This window comes from Planktothrix agardhii (assembly GCF_904830935.1).
GTDB classification, from domain to species: Bacteria; Cyanobacteriota; Cyanobacteriia; order Cyanobacteriales; family Microcoleaceae; genus Planktothrix; species Planktothrix agardhii.
Window position 1 is genome coordinate 2543134 of the sequence record NZ_LR882952.1, and the last position, 21645, is coordinate 2564778.

At 38.9% G+C, this 21645-nt stretch carries 19 protein-coding genes; 12 read left to right on the forward strand and 7 right to left on the reverse strand.

Going from position 1 to position 21645, the window contains the following annotated elements:
* Nucleotides 1-58: 58 nt before the first annotated feature.
* The 6 genes from sfsA to NMG88_RS11945 all read left to right on the forward strand — a co-directional run bounded on the left by sfsA (nt 59) and on the right by NMG88_RS11945 (nt 4170).
* Nucleotides 59-817 (forward strand): DNA/RNA nuclease SfsA, encoded by a 759-nt coding sequence (sfsA, locus tag NMG88_RS11920; RefSeq protein WP_227381415.1) that lies wholly within the window; start codon nt 59-61, stop codon nt 815-817.
* 212 nt (nt 818-1029) lie between these two features.
* Nucleotides 1030-1542: a DNA-methyltransferase gene (locus tag NMG88_RS11925; RefSeq protein WP_052369620.1), complete on the forward strand. Its 513-nt coding sequence runs from the start codon at nt 1030-1032 to the stop codon at nt 1540-1542.
* 266 nt (nt 1543-1808) lie between these two features.
* Nucleotides 1809-2525: a Uma2 family endonuclease gene (locus tag NMG88_RS11930; protein WP_254035444.1), complete on the forward strand. Its 717-nt coding sequence runs from the start codon at nt 1809-1811 to the stop codon at nt 2523-2525.
* Nucleotides 2526-2782: 257 nt separating this feature from the next.
* Complete coding sequence (locus NMG88_RS11935; protein ID WP_026795075.1) at nt 2783-3151, forward strand: DUF2237 family protein; 369 nt, start codon at nt 2783-2785, stop codon at nt 3149-3151.
* A 51-nt stretch (nt 3152-3202) separates the two neighbouring features.
* Complete coding sequence (locus NMG88_RS11940; protein WP_227350889.1) at nt 3203-3472, forward strand: UPF0367 protein family; 270 nt, start codon at nt 3203-3205, stop codon at nt 3470-3472.
* Nucleotides 3473-3477: 5 nt separating this feature from the next.
* Nucleotides 3478-4170 (forward strand): energy-coupling factor ABC transporter ATP-binding protein, encoded by a 693-nt coding sequence (locus NMG88_RS11945; protein ID WP_026788291.1) that lies wholly within the window; start codon nt 3478-3480, stop codon nt 4168-4170.
* Between the two features lie 72 nt (nt 4171-4242).
* On the opposite strand, the gene NMG88_RS11950 is transcribed toward NMG88_RS11945, so the two are convergent.
* A complete protein-coding gene (locus tag NMG88_RS11950) occupies nt 4243-4923 on the reverse strand; it encodes a potassium channel family protein (protein WP_026795078.1) in 681 nt (226 codons plus the stop codon).
* Between the two features lie 61 nt (nt 4924-4984).
* On the opposite strand from NMG88_RS11950, the gene NMG88_RS11955 reads away from it, so the two are divergent.
* A complete protein-coding gene (locus NMG88_RS11955) occupies nt 4985-6571 on the forward strand; it encodes a cation:proton antiporter (RefSeq protein WP_202807845.1) in 1587 nt (528 codons plus the stop codon).
* Between the two features lie 124 nt (nt 6572-6695).
* Here NMG88_RS11955 and NMG88_RS11960 read toward each other — a convergent pair whose 3' ends face one another.
* The gene (locus tag NMG88_RS11960) at nt 6696-9560 is read right to left on the reverse strand and encodes a DNA methyltransferase (RefSeq protein ID WP_254035445.1); all 2865 of its coding nucleotides are present in this window, start codon (nt 9558-9560) and stop codon (nt 6696-6698) included.
* Nucleotides 9561-9738: 178 nt separating this feature from the next.
* Entirely contained in the window at nt 9739-10203 is a 465-nt protein-coding gene (locus tag NMG88_RS11965) for an MEKHLA domain-containing protein (RefSeq protein WP_042155070.1), read from the reverse strand.
* Nucleotides 10204-10240: 37 nt separating this feature from the next.
* Between NMG88_RS11965 and NMG88_RS11970 the strand changes: the two genes are divergently transcribed.
* The 4 genes from NMG88_RS11970 to ftsH all read left to right on the forward strand — a co-directional run bounded on the left by NMG88_RS11970 (nt 10241) and on the right by ftsH (nt 15214).
* Nucleotides 10241-11140, forward strand: a complete 900-nt coding sequence (locus tag NMG88_RS11970; protein ID WP_042155069.1) for an alpha/beta fold hydrolase — start codon at nt 10241-10243, stop codon at nt 11138-11140.
* A 53-nt stretch (nt 11141-11193) separates the two neighbouring features.
* Nucleotides 11194-12411, forward strand: coding sequence for a glycosyltransferase (locus NMG88_RS11975; protein ID WP_227350887.1), 1218 nt, complete (start codon nt 11194-11196; stop codon nt 12409-12411).
* A gap of 83 nt (nt 12412-12494) precedes the next feature.
* Complete coding sequence (locus tag NMG88_RS11980; protein WP_042155066.1) at nt 12495-13196, forward strand: cyclase family protein; 702 nt, start codon at nt 12495-12497, stop codon at nt 13194-13196.
* A gap of 128 nt (nt 13197-13324) precedes the next feature.
* A complete protein-coding gene (gene ftsH / locus NMG88_RS11985) occupies nt 13325-15214 on the forward strand; it encodes an ATP-dependent zinc metalloprotease FtsH (RefSeq protein ID WP_278047038.1) in 1890 nt (629 codons plus the stop codon).
* Between the two features lie 373 nt (nt 15215-15587).
* Here the strand turns inward: ftsH and NMG88_RS11990 are convergent, their stop codons facing one another.
* The 3 genes from NMG88_RS11990 to NMG88_RS12000 form a co-directional block, all read right to left on the reverse strand.
* Nucleotides 15588-16046 (reverse strand): hypothetical protein, encoded by a 459-nt coding sequence (locus NMG88_RS11990; RefSeq protein ID WP_227381419.1) that lies wholly within the window; start codon nt 16044-16046, stop codon nt 15588-15590.
* A gap of 128 nt (nt 16047-16174) precedes the next feature.
* A complete protein-coding gene (locus tag NMG88_RS11995; RefSeq protein ID WP_227350885.1) occupies nt 16175-16750 on the reverse strand; it encodes a Uma2 family endonuclease in 576 nt (191 codons plus the stop codon).
* A 60-nt stretch (nt 16751-16810) separates the two neighbouring features.
* Nucleotides 16811-18841: an FAD-dependent oxidoreductase gene (locus tag NMG88_RS12000; protein WP_227351506.1), complete on the reverse strand. Its 2031-nt coding sequence runs from the start codon at nt 18839-18841 to the stop codon at nt 16811-16813.
* 99 nt (nt 18842-18940) lie between these two features.
* Here NMG88_RS12000 and NMG88_RS12005 point away from each other — a divergent pair, with 99 nt between their 5' ends.
* Nucleotides 18941-20317 (forward strand): aldehyde dehydrogenase, encoded by a 1377-nt coding sequence (locus tag NMG88_RS12005; RefSeq protein WP_254033865.1) that lies wholly within the window; start codon nt 18941-18943, stop codon nt 20315-20317.
* Nucleotides 20318-20376: 59 nt separating this feature from the next.
* On the opposite strand, the gene NMG88_RS12010 is transcribed toward NMG88_RS12005, so the two are convergent.
* Nucleotides 20377-21630: a glycoside hydrolase family 10-like protein gene (locus NMG88_RS12010; RefSeq protein WP_042155058.1), complete on the reverse strand. Its 1254-nt coding sequence runs from the start codon at nt 21628-21630 to the stop codon at nt 20377-20379.
* Between the last annotated feature and the right edge of the window lie 15 nt (nt 21631-21645).

Consider the following 21645-nt stretch of genomic DNA (forward strand, 5'->3'; position numbering starts at 1 on the left):
GGGTTAAAATCCAAACCCTAGTTTAATCGGAATTGACCACTATTCAAACCTATTGCTCATGGATTCTTATTTGTATCGCTATGGGCCCCTAGAGTCAGGGGTTTTGCTCAAACGCTATAAACGATTTTTAGCGGATATTCAGTTAACCTCTGGGGAGGTAATTACCGCCCATTGTCCGAATACTGGGCCGATGACCGGGGTTTGTATCCCAGGAAACCCGGTGATGGTGTCCTATAGCCCTAGTAAAACCCGCAAATATCCCTATACTTGGGAGTTAATTCAGTTAAATTCGGAGGTTGACCCCCCCATTAGTAAGGGGGGGCTGGGGGGGTTAATTTGGACTGGAGTTAATACGGCTTTACCGAATAAAATAATTAATTTAGCTTTAACAGAAAAGTTATTTCCCTCATTAGGAAATTATAGCGAAATTAGGAAAGAAGTTCCCTATGGAATGAATTTAAAAAGTCGGGTTGATTTTCTGTTAAAAGGAAAAGATAAACCGATTTATTTAGAAGTTAAAAATACTACTTGGTCTGATGGGAAAATTGCTTTGTTTCCCGATACGGTAACTGAAAGAGGACAAAAACATCTCAAGGAATTAATTGAAGTTGTTAAACAAGGTGATCGCGCAGTTATGTTATATTTTATTAATCGAGGAGATTGTACAGAATTTGCCCCTGGAGATACCGCCGACCCGGTTTATGGTCAACTGTTAAGAGAAGCAATTTTAGTAGGTGTGGAAATCTTACCCTGTCGATTTGAAATTACCCCGGAAGGTATTAAATACTTAGGGTTAGCACTTCCGTTGTTGCGATGAAGCCCATCCTAATCATCTAACCCTCTTCTATCACTCTCCGAGAGGTCAATCCCTAGAAGCTTTATTAGTCAGTCAATACAAGCTATCCTATTACAAAAACTAGGTTGTTGTATTTGTTGTTAGAAAGAAATAGCAGCGATCTTTTAATAGTTAGGCAGTAGGACGACGATACTGATACAATCATCGGCCATTACAAAATTTAGTAAGGCTATATGGCAAACAAATCGCATTTCAATAGTGGACACATAGCAATAAATCAATTGAAAAAAAAGGGGGTATTGCATAGCTCAATAATCGCCGGAATTTCAACGCTACATACGATTCATGGTGTTTTTATTCAAGATGCAGTTGAATTTTTGAAAACATTACCTGACTCATCGGTGCAACTAATTATTATAGACCCACCCTATAATCTTGACTTGGACAACTGGGACACCTTCGATAACTATCTCGAATGGGCGAAAGGATGGCTAGACCAAATCTATCGTGTTTTATCTGATTCAGGTAACTGCGTTATATTTGGAGGTTTTCAATATCAGGATTTAAAGAATGGCGACCTTCTTGAAATCCTACATTACACTCGCCATCAAACAGATTTGCGATTTGCGAATCTTATTATTTGGTACTACAAAAACGGCATGAGCGCACATCGTTTTTTTGCCAACAGGCATGAAGAAGCGGTTTGGCTTTCCAAGACGAAAAAATACTATTTCGATATAGTCTAATGAAAGACTCCAGCCTTGATGACGTACTTGAAGAAATTGCTTCTGCGAATCAACTGACAAACGATTGGGAAAAACCCTTTTTGTAAAAGATTCAAACTCAAACGTTATATCGACGAGTGCGATCGCTGATCTTGTAGTGCGATCGCCTAAAAATCACGGCTTATAGTAATAGCGATCGCATTGACCTATCGCTTTAGATATACGCCAACGTCAATAACTTGCTAGGATTGGAGTAATAAGGCAAACCCACAGGAGTATAGAGTCCCATGCTTGCCGAGGAAATTTTTACACCCCTGCCCGATCACACCCAACTTCCCTGTGAAGACGGTACTTTCGTGAAGAATTTTCAGGAACATCCCCAAAGTATTTTACTTACCAGTACGATTCGCCCGATCTTCGATCAAATTCATCCCGACGGACAGTACACGATTGGTCAAGATAGCGGCATTTATTGGCGTTTAACCGAACCACCGCAGAGGGGAGCCGAAGCCCCAGACTGGTTTTATGTGCCGAATGTGCCGCCGTTACTCAATGGCAAAGGCAGACGATCCTATGTGTTATGGCAGGAAATTATCCCGCCGCAGATAGTTTTAGAGTTTGTTTCTGGTGATGGATCTGAGGAACGCGATCGCACCCCTTGGAGTGGCAAATTTTGGATCTACGAAACGGTGATTCGTCCGGCATATTACGGGATCTACGAAGTGGAAAAAGCGAGTGTTGAACTATATCACTTGATCGGTAGCCACTATGAATTAATGACTCCTAATGTTCATGGACAGTATGAAATTCCAGAATTACAAGTTGCGTTAGGTATTTGGCAGGGAAGCTATCAAAATATGGAATTGCCTTGGTTACGGTGGTGGAATTTGCAAGGAAAACTGTTGCTCAGTCCTGAAGAAAAAGTGATTCAAGCTCAACAGAAAGCCGAAAAATTAGCGGCAAAATTGCGGGAGTTAGGTATTGATCCAGAGACTCTTGATTAACTGGTCAATTCTGGCGTGAAGGGCGATCGGCATTAGTGGGGGAAGTTTCACAAATAAGACTTTAAGGTGTTCAGAAGCGATGGTGAGAAGAACAATAGCTCGATTATTGACTTTAATTTATGACCACCTACTTATTGTCTGTTTTTAAATTGTTCAGTTGGGTTCCATGCCCAGGAGTTAGAAAACGCGATTTTCCATACAGTGCTACGCTACTCATAGTGTAGCTGCGTAAGTCCTGGGAGGGTTAATTGAAGATAATGCAAGAAGCCAGAAATGTTTTAGGCGGAAAACTGGAAATGTGTTGCTCCGATCCGATGACCGGATTTTATCGGGATGGGTTTTGTTACACTGGAGGGCAAGATTTTGGTGTTCATGTAATTTGCGCCCAAGTCACCCCGGCATTCCTCGAATATACAAAAGCCCAAGGAAATGACCTTAGCACCCCCGTCACCGCCTTTGGGTTTCCGGGGTTAAAATCGGGGGATCGGTGGTGTTTGTGTGCCTCCCGTTGGCAAGAAGCCCTGGATGCGGGAGTCGCGCCCCCGGTGGTGCTAGAATCAACCCATGTTAGAGCGTTGGAAGTGGTTGATCTGGATCAGTTGCAACAATATGCCGTTCAGGGTTAGCTGAAAACGATATAGTAAGAAATTGAAATTATTAACGGTTTTTGAGATCCTATGTTCACCGTAGACATTATTGTTAAATACACTCCCACCCCCTTATCGATTCAAAAAAAGTCTGCTGAGGATGCCCAAGGAGCTTACAATCAGATTTTAGATGCACTGCGGGGAGGAAATGCCCAGGTCTTAGAATTTACTTGCGATAAAATTACAGATAAAAAACTGGCAATTCTCAGTAGTGAGATTTCTGCGGTACAAATTTCTGATAAAACCGGAGGAAATACCGCAGGAAGACCTCCTGGTTTTGTTGGTGCAAAGGCAGAATAGAGGGAATGACAACGAGCATGGAATCTTCAAGTCCAGCGATACGGGTACAAGAACTATGCTTTAGTTGGCCAAGCGGGGCGCAGGTCTTAAAATCCTGTTCCCTGGATGTTCCTAAAGGAGAGTTTTGGATGCTTTTGGGAAGCAATGGTAGTGGAAAATCCACCTTATTGAGATTATTAGCTGGGTTATTACAGTCGAAATCGGGAGAAATTCAACTCCAAGGAAGGGTGGGGTTTGTGTTTCAAAATCCTGATCATCAGTTAGTCATGCCAACGGTAGGGGCAGATGTAGCCTTTGGATTAGTGGAGGATAAGTTACCCTGGATTGAAGTGAAACAACGGGTAGAAGATGCCTTAACTGCGGTGAAATTATTGGAGTTACAACGACGTCCGATTTATGCCTTAAGTGGGGGTCAAAAACAAAGAATTGCGATCGCTGGAGCCTTAGCCCGACATTGCCAGGTATTATTATTAGATGAACCCACAGCATTATTAGATCCCGATAGTCAAAATGATTTAGTGATTGAAGTCCAACGGTTAGTGAAAACCAGAGGCATTACAGCCCTATGGGTAACACACCGTTTAGAGGAATTAAACTATAGTGATGGGGCGTTTTTATTAGAAAATGGTCAGGTAGTAGGTCAAGGTGATCCTGAACCGTTGAAACGGCGATTAATGCAAAAGGAGTTAAAGATTTAATTTAACCACAAAGACACAAAGACACAAAGAAGTTCTAAAAACGACGGATGATAGAAAAGATCGAGATCCCGATTAAGATGGAGACACCCCGATAAAATCGATCATTTGATGTAATGATCCCGGTTTAGTCACAATTAACACAGTAGACCCAGGTTCTAAAACCGTGCTCCCATTGGGAATCATCAAATCATCATGGGGGTGAGGTTGATAACCGACAATCAGAGAACTCTCAGGAAACCTTGCATCCTGAGCAATTTCCGCCACACTCCGACCCGCAACACGACAACGATCTGGAATTGGCAGTTTGAGAACCTCAATTTGTCCTTGCTCAAAGTGCATCATCGATTCCACTTGCGGATACTCAATGGCATTCACCATTGTAGATACCCCTAATTCCACGGTACTAACAATATGATTTGCCCCGGACAAACGCAAAGGTTCGGCAAAATCAGGGTGGCGCATCCGGCTTAAAATATGGGGAACTCCGTAATGTTTGGCGAGGGTGACCATGGCTAAATTCAGGGCATCACTTCTGAGCATCGCCGCCAAAGAAGTCGCTTTCCGAATTCCGGCTTCTAATAATACATCCGTACTTACCGCACTACCTTCAAAGGCCATGGCCCCAATTTTTTCCCTGGCATAGCTACAGGCGGTGGGGTCAGTATCAATAACTGCCACCGTATGCCCAAGTTCTAACAATTTTTGGGCTAAACTCAACCCAACTAATCCCCCGCCACCAATCAAAACATACATAGCAATACCTTAATTTTGGATTGATAATTAATCTTACCGTGTGGCAAGATTAACTGATAATATGAAGACTAATTATTCAGCAGTATCGAGAGTGGATGTTACCGAATTAGTCAGGATTTCAATTATTCTCCTACTGGTTTCGACGGGAGTGGCACTATTTTCCCGCAAAATTGGGATTCCCTACGTTACAGGTTTAGTGCTCGCAGGTTTGCCCTTCTCAGAATTTATGTCTCAATCGGTGGGTTTAGATCCGGTTTTAGTTTTGAATCTATTTTTACCTATTCTCATCTTTGAAGCCGGGATTAATACCGATGTTAGTCGTCTTAGGAGTACCTTTAAACCCATTGCCCTTTTAGCTGGCCCTGGGGCGATTTGTTCCGGTGGAATTATTGCAGTTTTATTAAAATTTGGCCTAGGACTCGATTGGATACCTGCCATCTTTATGGGGGTGATGTTAGCCAATACCGATACGGTTTCCATGATTGCGGTATTTAAGGAAATTCCAGTCCCTTCGAGACTTTCAACTATTGTGGAAGGGGAAACCCTGTTTAACGATGCGGCGGCTTTGGTTTGCTTTAATCTAATTTCACAATTTTATACCACAGGTTCCCTTACTGTCCTAGAAGGCTTTCAACAACTGCTGTTTAGCTCCGTTGGCGGGAGTCTGGTGGGGTTGGTCTTAGGCTACTTAACTATCCCTATCTTTGCCCGTTTAGATGATCCCCTCAATAGTCTATTACTGACCGTAGCCGTGGCATTAGGCACTTTTCAAGTGGGGCAATGGCTAGGGGTATCCGGTGCGGTGGCGGTGGTCGTAGCGGGATTAATTTTTGGAAATCTGGGACTGTCTCGCCAAACCTCAGCTTCAAGTCGAATTACCCTATTGAGTTTCTGGGAATATGCGGGTTTTACCGTTAATACTTTTATTTTTCTATTAATTGGGGTAGAAATCAACTTAGTAACATTTTGGCAAACCTTACCTGCGGTTTTGTTAGCGGTTTTAGTTTACCAAGTCGCCCGGGGTTTAACGGTTTATCCCTTATTAGCGGTTGCGAGTCGGTTTGACCGTGTAATTCCCCTGCGTTGGCAACATTTGTTATTTTTTGGGAATATTAAAGGCTCCCTATCCATGGCTTTGGCTTTAAGTTTACCAACCACACTCCCGGGACGGGATATTTTAATTACCTTGGTTTTTGGTAGTGTTCTAGTTTCCTTAGTCGGGCAAGGTTTAAGTTTACCTTGGGTGGTTAAACGCTTAAAGTTATCAACGGTTTCCTTGACACAGCAACGGGTGGAAGAATGGCAAGCGGAATTAATTACCGCCAAAGCTGCCCAGGATGAATTGGATAGTTTATTAAAGTCTGGAATTTTACCTAAATCTGTCTATGAAGAAATGCGTTCCACCTATCAATTAAAAATAGCGGGGGCCGAAAAGTCTTTGCGAGAATTTTATAATCGGCGTCCGGCAGATTTTGAACATTCTCAGGGAGATTATATTAGTAAATTAGACGCGATTCGTCGGCGTTTACTATTAGCGGAAAAAGGGGTTCTTAACGAAGCAATGCGGAAACGAATTTTATCGGAAACTATTGCCCAAAAGCGTATTCAAATCCTTGATCAACAATTACTGAAACTAGAGGATGATTAAAGCAGACTTGTGAATACTTACCCACCATTAAAAATCCGTCCGGCGGTCAGATTAAATTCTGGAAAAACTACGGATTTCACTGTTTCATTATAAAATTTAAGTTATTGTGGAGAAATAAAATTGCTTATCTATCTTCAAGCATTTTGACGCAATCGTGTGTGATAAAATCCTGATAATTTGTTACAAATGGAGGTAGTCCAGGTGGTACAACAAATTCTCCCGACGCTTCTCTATTTGCCACTTCTAAATTTAGTTCAAACAAAAATCCCAGAGAATCTTCATCTGGATTCATCCCATAACCTAAACGGACTGCTAGATCAAGATTAGCATGAGCTTTATGTAAAAGTGTATCCCCTGGTTGATCTAATGTTTGATATAATTCTCGTAAACTCCAATTATTTTTTATCATTGTTTTGCGACGAACTTCTCTTAATTTTATAGCTGTATCTGCAATACTTCTAACTTGAGATATTGTCGGATTTTGAGGCCAGGGAAAAGTATTAAATACCGATTCAGAAGTATACCGTGAATCTCCTTTTAAACTCGAACACTTTTCAGTAAACCAAAGCCAATGAATACCAGATTGTAAAATACCAAAAGAATAATCATCAGCTAAACTAAAAACTTGCAGAGCATCATTAGGACGGATATCAAAACTGACAAATTCAAATATTGATCTTTTAGTTACTCGACTACAAACAATATAACGGGGTAAAGATTCAATTTTTTCAATCATTTCAGGACGATATCTCCAATATTTCCACCAACGACGGAAATGTGTTTGGCGAGGGCCAGTTTCTTTACCAGTTTTCTTTTTTTCATCTTCAGCATTAGCCTGTATTGTAGGCATAACATACTTTTTTACATGAGCAAATGCTTGACTATATTTCATGGCTAAAGATGGATCAGCACATTTGTTTAAGTCAATGGCATAACGAGAAGGGAGACTTTGGGGATGGCTTAAGATATCATCACCAGTTAAATAAGGGTAAATGACTGGTTTGGATTTACGATCTTGTAAAAATACAGCGGCTTCTTCTGGCGATAGCAAAAAACCTTCATGTCCATGAGTTTGTCCCTGATAACAAGCTTCTGAATTAGCATTTGCCATAATTTTTTTAGCTTGAGTAACATCAAATCCCGCAGAAAGAGCCGAATTAATCCGATCTAATTCTAAAACTTGCCAAGGACTATCTAACGAGTCTCCTAACTGAGTGTAAAGTTTCTTTTTGCCCTGATATTCACCTTTTACCCAATTAACAATCGAAACATGAACGGCAGCATCACCCGACCAAACTTGACTAGATACAGCTTCAGTAATAGTGCCATTATTAGCAACAATATAGTCTAAACCACCTTCGCGGGAATAATTTTTACTAATTGTCTTAGTACCAACTAAACCCGCCCGACCGCCTGTTGTTAATTGATCATGGGTTTTGCGAAACCAATAAACACAGTAATCAGCACGTCCTGGAATATCTGGATATTTTTCTCTGAGTTTTCTGACATAATTATTACCAAATTCTTGCTGCATTTTATTCTTAGATTGAAAAGGAGGGTTGCCAATAATTGCATCAGCTTTAACCCAATCTTCAAATAAAGCATCTTTACAAACGATATTTTTATCTAGTGTATCTAAAGGAAGTGGGTTTTCATGTAACCCTAATTTATCAATAGCCACTTTCCGAGCAATTATTAATGTTACCCGTGCTAACTCTATGGCAAAAGGATTATTGTCAATTCCATAGAATTGTTCTGGAGTAACAAATCCTATACTTAACTGATGAGTGCCTGATTTTTCTGCTATTTTATCGAGTAATAATTGTTCGGATTGTTTGAGTTCCTGGTAAGCCATATACAAAAAATTACCCGATCCACAAGCCGGATCTAATACCCGATAGTTTTGTATTTCTAGTCGCAAAGAGTTTAATTCTTCAATTCTATTGGCTTGCTCAATTTTATCCTCCCAATGTTTACTAATTGTTGGTCGGACAATTTTCATAATATCGTTTTCTGAGGTATAATGAATACCCCCGATGTGGCGAGTTTCTTCACCAACTGTACTTTCAAATATACTACCAAAGATAGCTGGACGGATCTTACTCCAATCTTCAGAAGCAGATGCGGCTAAAAATTCTAATTCTTCCCTATCTAACTCAAGCGGGGGAATGGTCGAAAATAATCCGCCATTAAAATAATCCACGTCTTTATAACGACCATAAGGTGTAATTCCTTGGGTATTCATTTCCCGAAACAAACCATTATATAAAATATCGTATGTACTTTCGCCTTCTAAACATCGTTGAATACAGTTAGTAAAAAGGTTCGGGGGTAACATCCCTCTATACTGAGCAAACATTGCGATTACACATTGAAGCACAAATCTTTGAGCATCTAAATCGGTAAAATTATTTCTCTTATTTCTCTGACTTCTAGCCTTAAGTCTTTGAAATAACTCACCCATTCTTTGAGCCGCTCTTTTTGTTACTTCTATGATTTGCTGATTCCGAAAATTAGGACGCTGAGTGCTAAACTCCATAAAAGTAAAAGCGTCTAATCGTTCCGGTAATTCTACTAAACGAATAATATCAACTGGAGTATCAATGATTTTTTCAAAATCATAAATCCAAAACTCATCAAAATTACATAAAATTACATATTTTGGTCTGGGTGTTAAATTTCTGGAATATTCCCAGGCTTGACCATAATGTTGATCCAGTTTTTTTTCTTTCTTTGATTTCATTTCTATTAATACAGAATCTAAGGGCTCACGTCGCCAAAAAAGATCGGCGAATCCTGTATTACCTTTCCTGCTACCATCAGGAACAACTTCTTCACATATTGCTCCAGCCTCTCTTAAACCTTCTTTATAGCCAAATGCTTGAAAGAATTGATCTATAAATATTTGCCCTTCCCCTCTTTCTCGACCCGTAATATATTGCTGGCAATAATTAACAAAATGATGAATAGTTTCAGGTGTTGCTGGCATATAAGAATCAATATTTATGAGGTTCTAACATTTGCATCTAACACATTCCAAATTAAAACATCTTGAATTAAAAAGCGTTTTCCACATTCCCGATCACGGATTTAAGAGGATGACGCAGATGAACACAGATTAAAATCCGTGAAATCCGTGAAATCCTCTTAAGTCTGTGATCCCGATTTCAAATATACATATATTTAGAATAAACCGCCGCTTGTCCACAATATTGCTCTTGTTCATCTAACACATTCCAAATTAAAACATCTTGAATTAAAAAGCGTTTTCCACTACTAGAAATTCTCACCCCTTGATAGTTTTTAACAAATCCTTTAGCCGTAGTTTCTGCTAACAAGCGATCGCGTTCCTCCTGTACCATCGGTTCGGCGGTTTTTCGAGAGGGCATTTGAGTTAATTCTTCCCAGGTTAACTCCCACATTTTCAAGGCTTTTTGATTGCCATAATTAAAAATTGGATCGGGTTCAATTCCGTGGGAAACTAACACAAAGGGTGAGTAAAATAAGATTTCTGCAACCTCCTCCGGGGTGTCATTGAAATTTAACAGGATTTCCCCTGTCCAATGTTGATAACTCCTCAAAAGTCTTTGAGTATGAATAATAATTCTCTCTTGTTTCCAGGGTGAAATCATCTATGATACAAAGATAGTGTTTACAAATCTTAATAAAATGACAACCACAACTTCCCCCCAAATCACAACCCCCTTTGAACCCCAGACCTGGACATGGAAAGGTCATCAAATCCAGTATACCGCCACTGGAAGCGGACAGCCCTTAGTGCTGATTCATGGGTTTGGTGCATCCATTGGACATTGGCGTCATAATATCCCTATTTTAGCCCAAGGAGGATACCGGGTTTTTGCTTTAGATTTATTGGGATTTGGGGCATCCGCAAAACCCAATCTCGATTATAGTTTAGAATTGTGGGAAGAATTACTAACGGATTTTTGGGCAGAAAAGATTCAACAACCCGCTATTTTTATCGGCAATTCTATCGGGGCATTATTGGGTTTAATCATGGTTGCTAACCATCCTGAAATATCAGCAGGAGCGGTATTAATTAATTGTGCAGGAGGGTTAAATCATCGCCCCGAAGAATTAAATTTACCCCTCCGGTTGATTATGGGATTATTCGCAAAAGTTGTGAATAATCCTATTATTGGGCCGTTTATGTTTAATCAAATTCGGCAAAAACACCGCATTAGAAATACTTTACATCAAGTTTATGGCAATAAACAAGCCATTACCGATGAATTGGTAGAGCTATTATATACTCCTTCAAATGATATTGGTGCTCAACAGGTCTTTGCTTCGATTTTAACCGCTCCTCCCGGCCCCCAACCCTCAGAATTATTACCCCAAATTCAACAACCGTTATTAATTATTTGGGGAGAAACTGACCCTTGGACACCGATTACAGGGGCAAAAATTTATCAAGATTTAGCGGAAATAAATCCATCTGTTGAATTTATTTCAATTCCAGATACAGGTCATTGTCCCCATGATGAACGTCCCGAACAGGTAAATGCTATGATTTTGAATTGGTTAAATCAATTAAGTCTAAAATAAACTCTTGTAGGGTGAGCCTAGCTCACCTAATTAATAAAAAAGCATAAAATATTATGGGAATAGGAAACTACGAACGCCAAAGCCAATATTTTAATAGTCCTGAAATTTATAAATCCTTAGAGGAAATTTATTCTGATTTAGATAGCTGGACTAATGAAATTTTTGAACAAGAATCTGACCGTTTTGAAAACGTAAATTTTCATATTTTACTCCCGCCTTTGTTTTATGAAGGTAAATTTATTAAAGGATTATATTTTAGTGAATCTGTAGATTTATTAAATAAACTTTTACCTCAACTTTCTGAGGTTTTCTTTTCGATGGCTGATTCCCTTTGGTGTGCTTATCCTTGGTCTAATACGGCTGATGCCTATTTTTGTTTATATGATAATCCCTCCCGTGCAGATTGGTTTAAAAAAACCTATCCCCAACGGGCAAATAAAATTTTAATTCCGGCTGCTAATGCCGATTTTATTAATGAATATTTGATTGCACCTCAACCTATAAATATTAAAGATATTGATATTATATGTGTGGCTAAATTATCTCCTGTTTATAATTTACCGATAATTGCCCAGGCATTAAATATTTATCAAAAAAAATATAATAAACCTTTAAAAATGACTCTAATTTTAGAGGATAATTTTGATTTTAATTCTATTGAATTACTAAGTAATGAAGCTCAATTAGAATGGCGAAAAATTCAAACTATTTTAGTTAACAATTTAGATAATATTAAAATAGTTTCTCAAGTTGACTATTATCAAGAAATGCCTCTGTATTATTCTCGGTCTAAAGTTTGTCTTTTGGGTTCTCTTTTAGAAGGAAAAAATCGCAGTCTTTCAGAAGCGATGAGTTGTAATATTCCGGTGATTTGTTTTGGGCAATTCAATCAATATGTCAGAGGTAAAGCTGAATTATTCCCTACGGGATCAGGGTTATTATCGGAATTTGATCCTGAAGCTCTAGCTGATAATATTCATACTACTTTAGATAATTTAACGGTTTTTCAACCCCGTTTTAATTATTTAAAATATCAAGGTCGCAAAAACTTTTTTAATACTTGTTTAGATAGTTTTCCCCATTATTATAACACAGTTCCTGATTATATTAAAGGACAATTATATAATAATTTATGGTTAGATTTAGCCCTACAATATAACTATCAAATCAGTCTGCATGATTTTTTATATGGACGTTCTCCGCGATCGCATTTACAAGGATTAGTTAATATTTATAAAATTCTGAATCAATGGATTAAAATTAAAGGTTAATGGTAGGGGCGGGTTCGAGTTAGTCTATAATATACACAAAAAATATCTATAAACCCGCCCCCACGGGTTCTATAATCACAATTATGAAAACAATTAATTACCGCAGAATTATTGATTTAACTCATAAAATTGATCCTGATATTCCTTTATGGCCAGGTGATCCGGTTGTGGAATTAGAAACTATAGCAGATTTTTCGACATCGGGATATTATTTAAGACGGTTTTCTATGGGAGAACATAGTGGAACTCATTTGAATTCGCCGAAAAGTTTTTATCAAGATGGAATGGGAATTGATGATTATTCTCCAGAGTCTTGTATTCTTTCCGCCGTTGTAATTAATATTAGAGAAAAAGCCAGTCAAAATCCCGACGCTATTTTAACGGTGAATGATATTAAAGATTGGGAAGAACAGCATGATATTATTCCTGCAAATAGTATGATTTTACTTTATACAGGGTGGCAGGAAAAATGGCATAATCCCATTGATTTTTTAAATATTGATACCGAGGGAAAACTGCACTTTCCGGGGTTTGGAAGTGAAGCAACTCAATTTTTAATCGAACAGCGCCATATTATGGGAGTTGGAATTGATACCCATGGAGTTGACCCAGGTTTTGATCATAGTTTTAATACTAATAAAATAATTTTGAAAAATAATGGTTTTGTGTTAGAGAACTTGACCAACCTTGATCAACTTCCCGCCACTAAAATTACCTTAATTATTGGTATTTTAAAATTAACAGGAGGTTCGGGATCACCTGTTTCTGTGTTAGCATTAATTTAAGCTGATTCTTAACTCTTAAACTGATAACTGATAACTGATGACTGATTCTCGTTGGAGCGTTACACTAGATCTACATGAGCGTAGCAACAGGAAAAGGTAGAATGAATAGGTCTTGGATCAAAACCTGGATGGGAGGGTCAAATCCTAAACAGATAGTCCCCCAAAAAACGAAGATCGGGAAACGACTGGGGCGGCTTTTGGGAAGTTGGATGATCGCCCAGGGGGTACTGTTGGGAACTCCAGCATTTGCTGATAACACCCCAAAAACCCTAACCTACAGTCAACTGTTGCAGAAAATTCAAGCCGGGGAAGTTCAAAAAATTGAAGAAGACCCCTCACGACAAATGGCGAAAGTCACTTTGAAGGGAGAGAAAGATAAAAAGGCTGGGTCGATATATTTTGTCTCCCTGTTTGCCCAAAACCCGGAATTGATGGGAGAAATTCGGGCAAATAATGTCGAGTATGGAGTTAGCCCTTCGGCGGATAATAGCATGGCTATGGGGCTGATCGTCAATATGCTGATTATTTTTGGCCTATTGGCGATTTTATTAATGATTCTGCGACGGTCTACCCAAGCATCGGGCCAAGCGATGAATTTTGGCAAATCCAAGGCCAGATTTCAAATGGAAGCAAAAACTGGCATCTTATTTGAGGATGTGGCGGGAATTGAGGAAGCTAAGGAAGAATTGCAGGAAGTTGTCACATTCTTGAAGCAACCCGAACGTTTTACCGCGATTGGGGCTAAAATTCCCAGAGGAGTATTGTTAATTGGGCCGCCAGGGACGGGAAAAACCCTCTTAGCCCGGGCGGTGGCTGGGGAAGCGGGAGTGCCGTTTTTTAGTATTTCTGGGTCGGAATTTGTGGAAATGTTTGTCGGGGTCGGCGCTTCCCGGGTGCGGGATTTATTTAGAAAGGCGAAGGAAAATGCCCCCTGTTTGGTGTTTATTGATGAAATTGATGCAGTCGGACGTCAACGGGGCGCGGGTATTGGTGGGGGAAATGATGAGCGCGAACAAACCCTAAACCAATTATTAACGGAAATGGACGGGTTTGAAGGCAATACGGGGATTATTGTGATTGCGGCGACTAACCGCCCCGATGTTTTGGATGCGGCTTTATTACGTCCGGGTCGATTTGATCGGCAAGTTATGGTGGATTTACCTAGTTTTAATGGCCGCTTGGGGATTTTGGAAGTTCATGCTCGGAATAAGAGGTTATCGGAGGATGTTTCTTTAGATGCGATCGCCCGTCGGACGCCGGGATTATCGGGGGCAGATTTAGCGAATTTACTCAATGAAGCGGCAATATTAACCGCCCGACGTCGTAAGGAATCAATTACTCCTTTAGAAATTGATGATGCGATTGATCGGATTACGATTGGGTTAGCATTAACGCCGTTATTAGATAGTAAGAAAAAGCGTCTGATTGCCTATCATGAAATCGGACACGCTTTGTTAATGACGTTGTTGAAGAATTCTGATCCTTTAAATAAAGTTACCATTATTCCGCGTTCGGGAGGAATTGGCGGTTTTGCTCAACAAATGTTTAATGAGGAAATGGTCGATAGTGGATTATATACAAAATCCTGGTTAATTGATCAAATTACGATTTGTTTGGGCGGACGGGCGGCGGAAATGGAGGTTTTTGGGGATTCGGAAGTTACGGTTGGGGCGAGTAATGATATTCAAACGGTGACGAATTTAGCCCGGGAAATGGTAACTCGTTATGGAATGTCGGAATTGGGTTTAGTTGCTTTAGAAAGTCCCTCGGCGGAAGTGTTTTTAGGTCGAGGATTTCCTTCTCAATCGGAATATTCGGAGGAAGTAGCTACCCAAATTGATCATTTAATTCGATATCTGGCTTTTGACTGTTATGAAAAAGCTCGAAAACTGGTTCGTGAAAACAGAATGTTAATGGATCAGTTGGTAGAATTACTGTTAGAAATTGAAACCTTAGAGGGGGAACAATTTCGGAAATTAGTGGCGGAACATAATCCTTCTGCTGTTAAGGTTAGTTAAGTTTTTAAGCACCCCAAGCTAGATTTTTGATTAAAAAAGCGATCGCCTCTGATAAAATTAGCAAGCGATCGGTAGCTTGAGCAGTTAGTTCAATATCAGCACCGTGCCGAAACGGGTAAATTGTACGCTAAGGCTGAAAGTGTGATGGAGTAAGCTTTTCAAGAAATGCTTTCTACAGTCAGATTAGTCAGGACTTACGCACAAGGGGTTAAAAAACCCGGTTTCTCATTCATGCTAAGAGCGACAAGCTTGATTTTGGGTTCAGAAACCGGGTTTTTGCGTAAGTCCTGTTAGTAAAAAAACTAGGGTGATGCCAAGTCTGACCCACCCTACAACAGATTTTTAGTGTGACACTTACATAAGTCCTATGTAGTTACCACTCTTCTTCTGCCACAACGTATGCGACTAAATAGATAGACGCTTCACTAGCACTTGTGACTGTTTTTACATAAGTACCTGGCTCTGTATCCTTCCCAATTGCAAAACTTCCGAGGTGATCGTCTCCAGAACCATAATCGTATTCCCAAAGGGTGATATCTAGAGGCTGAGTCAGAGGATAACGCAATTCATCAAACCGTACAATTTGACCCGCTAAAATTTCATAGTATTTACCGGGTTGTGGCCAAAACCGCTTGTCAATTCCCGGTTGATTACTAAAAGTCATGTACAGTTGATCTGGGTAATTTCCTGCCTTAGCAATTGCATCTACCAAGCCGGGAATATGTTTCAAAACTGTTGCACCTGCCTCCAGAGCTTCTCCAACCAATTGAGCTTTAGGGTTGGGAGTGTTACCCATGACTTTACCCGCTGCTTCTGCAACGGCACCCGACAAACCGGCAGCCTTGTTAACGAGAGTTGTTCGATCTTTAATAAACGTTTCGGCGATCGCTATCTAAATAATTAACTGAAAAAGGGATAAACTAGCTCTAGTTGATTACTTTGGTTATGATTCCAAATAAACTACCAAATTTGTTCCAGATTTAGCACAAAATCTGGCAAGACATCTTCACCTGAAATACTATTAGGAATATCTAAAACTTCTATTTCTTTACCAATTCTGTAAATCTCAACTTGTTGATTTTTGCAATTAATTAACCAACCCAGCCGACAGCCATTTTCCATATATTCTTGCATTTTGTCTTGAGTTTTTTTCAAACTATCATTAGGAGAAAGTAACTCAATCACAAAATCAGGACATAAAGGAATAAACTTTTCTCTTTGTGCAGAAGTTAAAGCCAGCCAACGAGATTTTTCTAACCAAGCAACATCAGGCGATCGATCTGCTTTATTTGGTAAAGTAAAACCAGTGGATGAGTCAAAAACTTCACCTAATTGAGTACGTTCATTCCAAATTCCTAATTGTAAATTAAGTTTAGAATTGCGTTTTCCTGTTTCTCCGACCGTGGGTGGCATAACAATTAATTCTCCCTCAGCATTACGTTCTAATTGTAAATCTGGATTAGCTGCACACAGTTGATAAAATTGATCATGTGTGAGTTTAATAATCGGATTGAGATTTAAAGTAACTGTATTCATTTTCCCCTCAAATTAATTGTTATAATTGATGACAAGTTGAAATTGAGATTAATTGAGTTTTCAGGTGTTAAAATGTGGAGTTTGTGGTTTTCCCATTCCGTCAGTTAAAGCATAACTGGTTGTTAATAACCACATCCAAAGTTTAGGATAACGGGGTTCTAACCAGGGTTGAATTTTGCGACTGAAATTAGGAAGCCAACCGCAAAGGAAACTAATTATAGATAATAGCATAAATTGAATAAAATTCTTCATCCATCTTAAAACTTCTCCCAGATTTACAAAGTCTAAAATCCAAACTAATAATAAAGGATTCATCCGGGCTGCTTTCAGGGCTAACCGCGTAAAAATCCACCAAGTTGTTCGATCTTTAATAAAGGTTTCCGCAATTTCTTGAGATTCTGTTGCTAAAACCCCAAAAAAAGTATTTAAAATTGAGTTAATTTTTTCTGGGGGCAAATATTTACCCGTGGGTACCATCATCCCTTTAGAAAATAACCAGGTAACAGAAACATTAGTTTGATACGCCCGAATTTGATCTAGGGATTTTGCGGTTAATAAATCATGTTTTAAAGCGGTATTTAATAGGTCTGTTAATCGAGATAAATTCCGCACTAAAGACCCAAATCCAGTAAACACTAAGGGAGATTGTAAAGAAGCAGCATCGCCGATTAAAATTAATCGATCAACACTAATTTTGCGATCGCTACTTCCGGTACTAAAATGCCCCGGAATATAGCCAAAAGTGGGTTTTTTCCAGACTAATTTATCCATGTCACAGCGACGATATTCGGGTAAAATAGTGAAAAAGTCTTCATACATTTCTAACAGAGAACCGGGGTTTTTAGGATTAACTTGATGATAGTGAAATAGATAAAAAGTTAACTCATTGCCCGCCCCCGGAAACAGTTCCCAAATTAACTGTCTTCCCCTAGAAATATCCCCATGACTATTTAAAACATCTCCATATTTGGCATCCCAAACCCCCGATTCAAACCCGCCATCAATTACCGCCCCAACGGTCGGACAAACGCTATCAAAAGCCCGTCCTCCGTTCAATTGCCACGCAATAGGAGAAGCCGTTCCCATCGCATCTACTAATAGCTTTCCGGTGGCTGTGCGTTCGGTTTGGCTGGGAATATGTAGGGAATTAATAGTAACTTGATTAGGGTTAATATTCGCTTGTAAAAACTCCGTTTCATCCCAAATATCTCCCCCAGCTTCTTTGAGTTTTTCCCCGGATAATTTTAATAAAATTTCAGCATTTAAAGCAACATTTAAAACCGTTGGAGTATGGAGAATTTCAGCTTGAGCAATTTTAGGATTATAAGCATCAAAAAACTTATGAAATCCATCTTTATATTCTCTGGCGATAAAACTTTCGATTTCCGTCGGGGTAAATAATTTTAAATCAATTAAACTCTTTAACTCACTCCGAGAAATATTCCATTCTCGGTTCATCCGACCAAAAGGCAACCGTTCAATTAATAATACTTTATAGCCTAATCTTGCCATAACTGCCGCATGAATCACCCCTAAGGCACCCCCGATATAAACTAAATCATAATTGGGGGAATCATCGGTCTGGGAATCATCGGTTTTAAAAATAACTTGCTTCGGAGTTTGCGGATTTCTTACCCCTTCTCGCCAGCGTTTTTCCCACCAATAAACCCGTTTGAGATCAAATTCTCCATTAGGCATTTTTTTGAAGTATTTAACCGTTAACGGATAATCTTTTTCTAATCCTTCAAAAATAGATTGTTGAGATAAATTAATCTCTGGAGGTTCGGGATATTGATGGGGAAATGCGGTTCTAATTTCGGTTTCTAAATGCTTTAAAAATAGTTTTTCTTGGGTTTTGGGCGGTTGACCGATGCGAAATACTTTTAAATAAGTTGTCCGTTGCACTGACCAAACAAAAATTGAAAGTTCATGACATTCTGTCGTGTTTTCCTGCTGGGGAGAAAACCGCAACCTAAAACCATCGGGGGTGATAAATTTTTCCCCCATTTCTGCTTGAAATTTTTCTTGCAACCAAGTACAAACCTGTTGAGTACCGGGAGTGGGAACTTCAAGATATAAAATTTCTTTGATGTTTGCCATTCTCAGCTTGACCTCAGTTGCAATAACTTTACCAGATCAAGTTGTACCATAAAAGGGTATCAACTGTTCGAGTAATTTGGAGAAACAAAAATGACTGAAAAAACGCCAATTCAGGGTTTAATTGGGCAACAGCGAGACTTTTTTGCCACTGGACAAACCCAGGATATCCAGTTTCGCCTTACCCAACTTCAGGGTTTGAAACAGGCGATCGCATTCCATGAAACAGCCATTATTAATGGGATAAAAGCCGATTTATGCCGTCCTGACCTGGAATCATGTTTTGAGTTTTCCCCCGTTGCTGAACTCAATTATGCCATTAAACATCTCAAATCTTGGGTTAAACCCCAAAAAATTCCCGCCTCTTTAGGTCAACTTCCCGCCTCAACATTTATTTATCCTCAACCTTTAGGAATTATCCTAATTATAGGCCCTTGGAATTATCCCTTTCAACTATTGATTTCTCCTTTAATTGGAGCGATCGCGGCGGGCAATTGTGCAATTTTAAAACCTTCGGAAATTGCTGTTAATACCTCTAAAATTATTAGTGATATTATCAGCAAAACCTTTAATTCTGAATATATTGCCGTGGTTGAAGGCGGAGTCGAAACCAGTCAAGAATTATTGGCCGAAAAGTTCGATCATATTTTCTTTACCGGGGGGCAAAAAGTCGGTCAAATTGTCATGGAAGCCGCAGCTAAACATTTAACCCCAGTTACTTTAGAATTAGGAGGAAAAAGTCCCTGTATTGTCGAGGATGATATTCAATTAGATTATACCGCAAAACGGATTATTTGGGGTAAATTAATTAATGCGGGTCAAACTTGTATCGCCCCCGATTATTTATTAGTGAATTGTCTAATAAAATCGGAATTAATTATCGCGTTGCAAAAATGGATTAAAACTTTTTTGGGCGATAATCCCGAAACCAGTCCCGACTATTCCCGGATTATTAATCACTTTCATTTTAACAGATTACAGCAATTTTTAAAAGCGGGCAATATTACCACTGGAGGCAAAACCAACCCAGAAACAAAATATATTGCTCCCACTTTAATTGATAATATTTCCTGGGATGATTTAATTATGCAGGAGGAAATTTTTGGGCCGATTTTACCTATTTTAGAATATCAGGATTTAGGAGAAGCGATCGCAAAAATCAACAGTCGTCCCAAACCTTTAGCATTATATTTATTTTCTAACGATAAAAACAAACAAAACCGAATATTACAAGAAACCTCATCAGGAACCCTCTGTTTTAATGATACCGTACTGCAAATTGGGGGGAAATCTTTACCCTTTGGCGGTGTTGGAGAAAGTGGGATAGGAAGTTACCATGGAAAAACCACCTTTGATCGATTTTCCCATTATCGCAGTGTATTAAAACAAACATTTTTATTAGATTTACCCCTACGTTATCCACCCTATAAAGGCAAAGAATGGTTAATAAAAAAAATTCTAATGCAATAATGCGGTTAAGAAATAGATATAAAATCGCTCTCAAAGCATTTTTAGGAATGTCGGATTAATTAATCTAAAAATAAAGTTTTAAAGCTGTGGCGACGATATCGGGGGGAGTCGGGAGTGAAATAACTCCACAGGGTTTCCCAATAAAAAAATGAGATTCCATCAAAGCCGCGATCGCGCACAACCTTCATTTGTTTTTCAATTTGTTCCATCGGAACAGGATGTCGCAATGTTCCACTTAATAACCCAATCATCACCGGAACTTTTTGCCTAGCAATTTGAACCGATTCATGGTCTAATTCTGAAATAAATTTTACCATACTATCTCGATAAACTTGTAAAATAATTTCATCTACTAATCCTTGATTGACCCAGGTTAACCAATCTTGTAAATACATTTCATAGGTATATTCATAAGGATTAGGGGATAAAGAAATAAGACAATTAGGTTTAGATATTTTAACTTTTTTAACAATTCTTTCAACTAATTTAGTAATTTTATTTGCTCTCCAACTTCGCCATTCTTGATCATAATAATCATTAGGGGGAGACTGACCATTATGTTCTTTTTGATAGAGTTTAATGGTATATTCATCATAGCCAAATTCCACGGGAAGACCGAAATGATCATCCAGTTGAATCCCATCAATATTATATTTCATCACTACTTCTAAAATCAAATCTTCAATAAACTGCTGGACTTGCGGATGAAAGGGATTTAACCAGACATTTTGAATCGTCATCGCTTCTAAAATTTGATTCACAATCCAGTTTTTAACTTTAGTTTGATAGGAAACATCCTCAGAACTCCTTAAAGGATCTAACTCTTTTTCTCCTTTTTGAGTTTGGGCGATCCAGTCGGGATGTCGTTGGACAATAGCAGAGTTTTTAGGCGCCATAAACCCATATTCAAACCAAGGAATTACTTTTAATCCTTTTCTGTGTCCTTCTAAGACAATTTTTGATAGGATATCTCCCCCTAATTGGGTTATATTTAATAATGAATCTTGAGAGCGACCCATGACTCTTTTTCCCACTGCACTTTTATAAAATGTGCTTCCTCTATTCCAAACTACGGGATAAATGGTATTAAATTTTAGTTGGGATAATTGATCTAAAGCGCGATTAATTCCCCAAGGAAAAAATAAGACTCCACTACTAACATTTGTTAACCAAACTCCTCTAACTTCATTGGGGATAATTAAAATCGGTTGCGAAGATGTGGGGGAAATTAAAAGGGCGATCGCTAAAATCAATGATAAAATTAAACTGGAAATTCCATAGATAATTAAGCTGGTTTTTTTTGTTAATTTCATTATTATTAAGAAAGG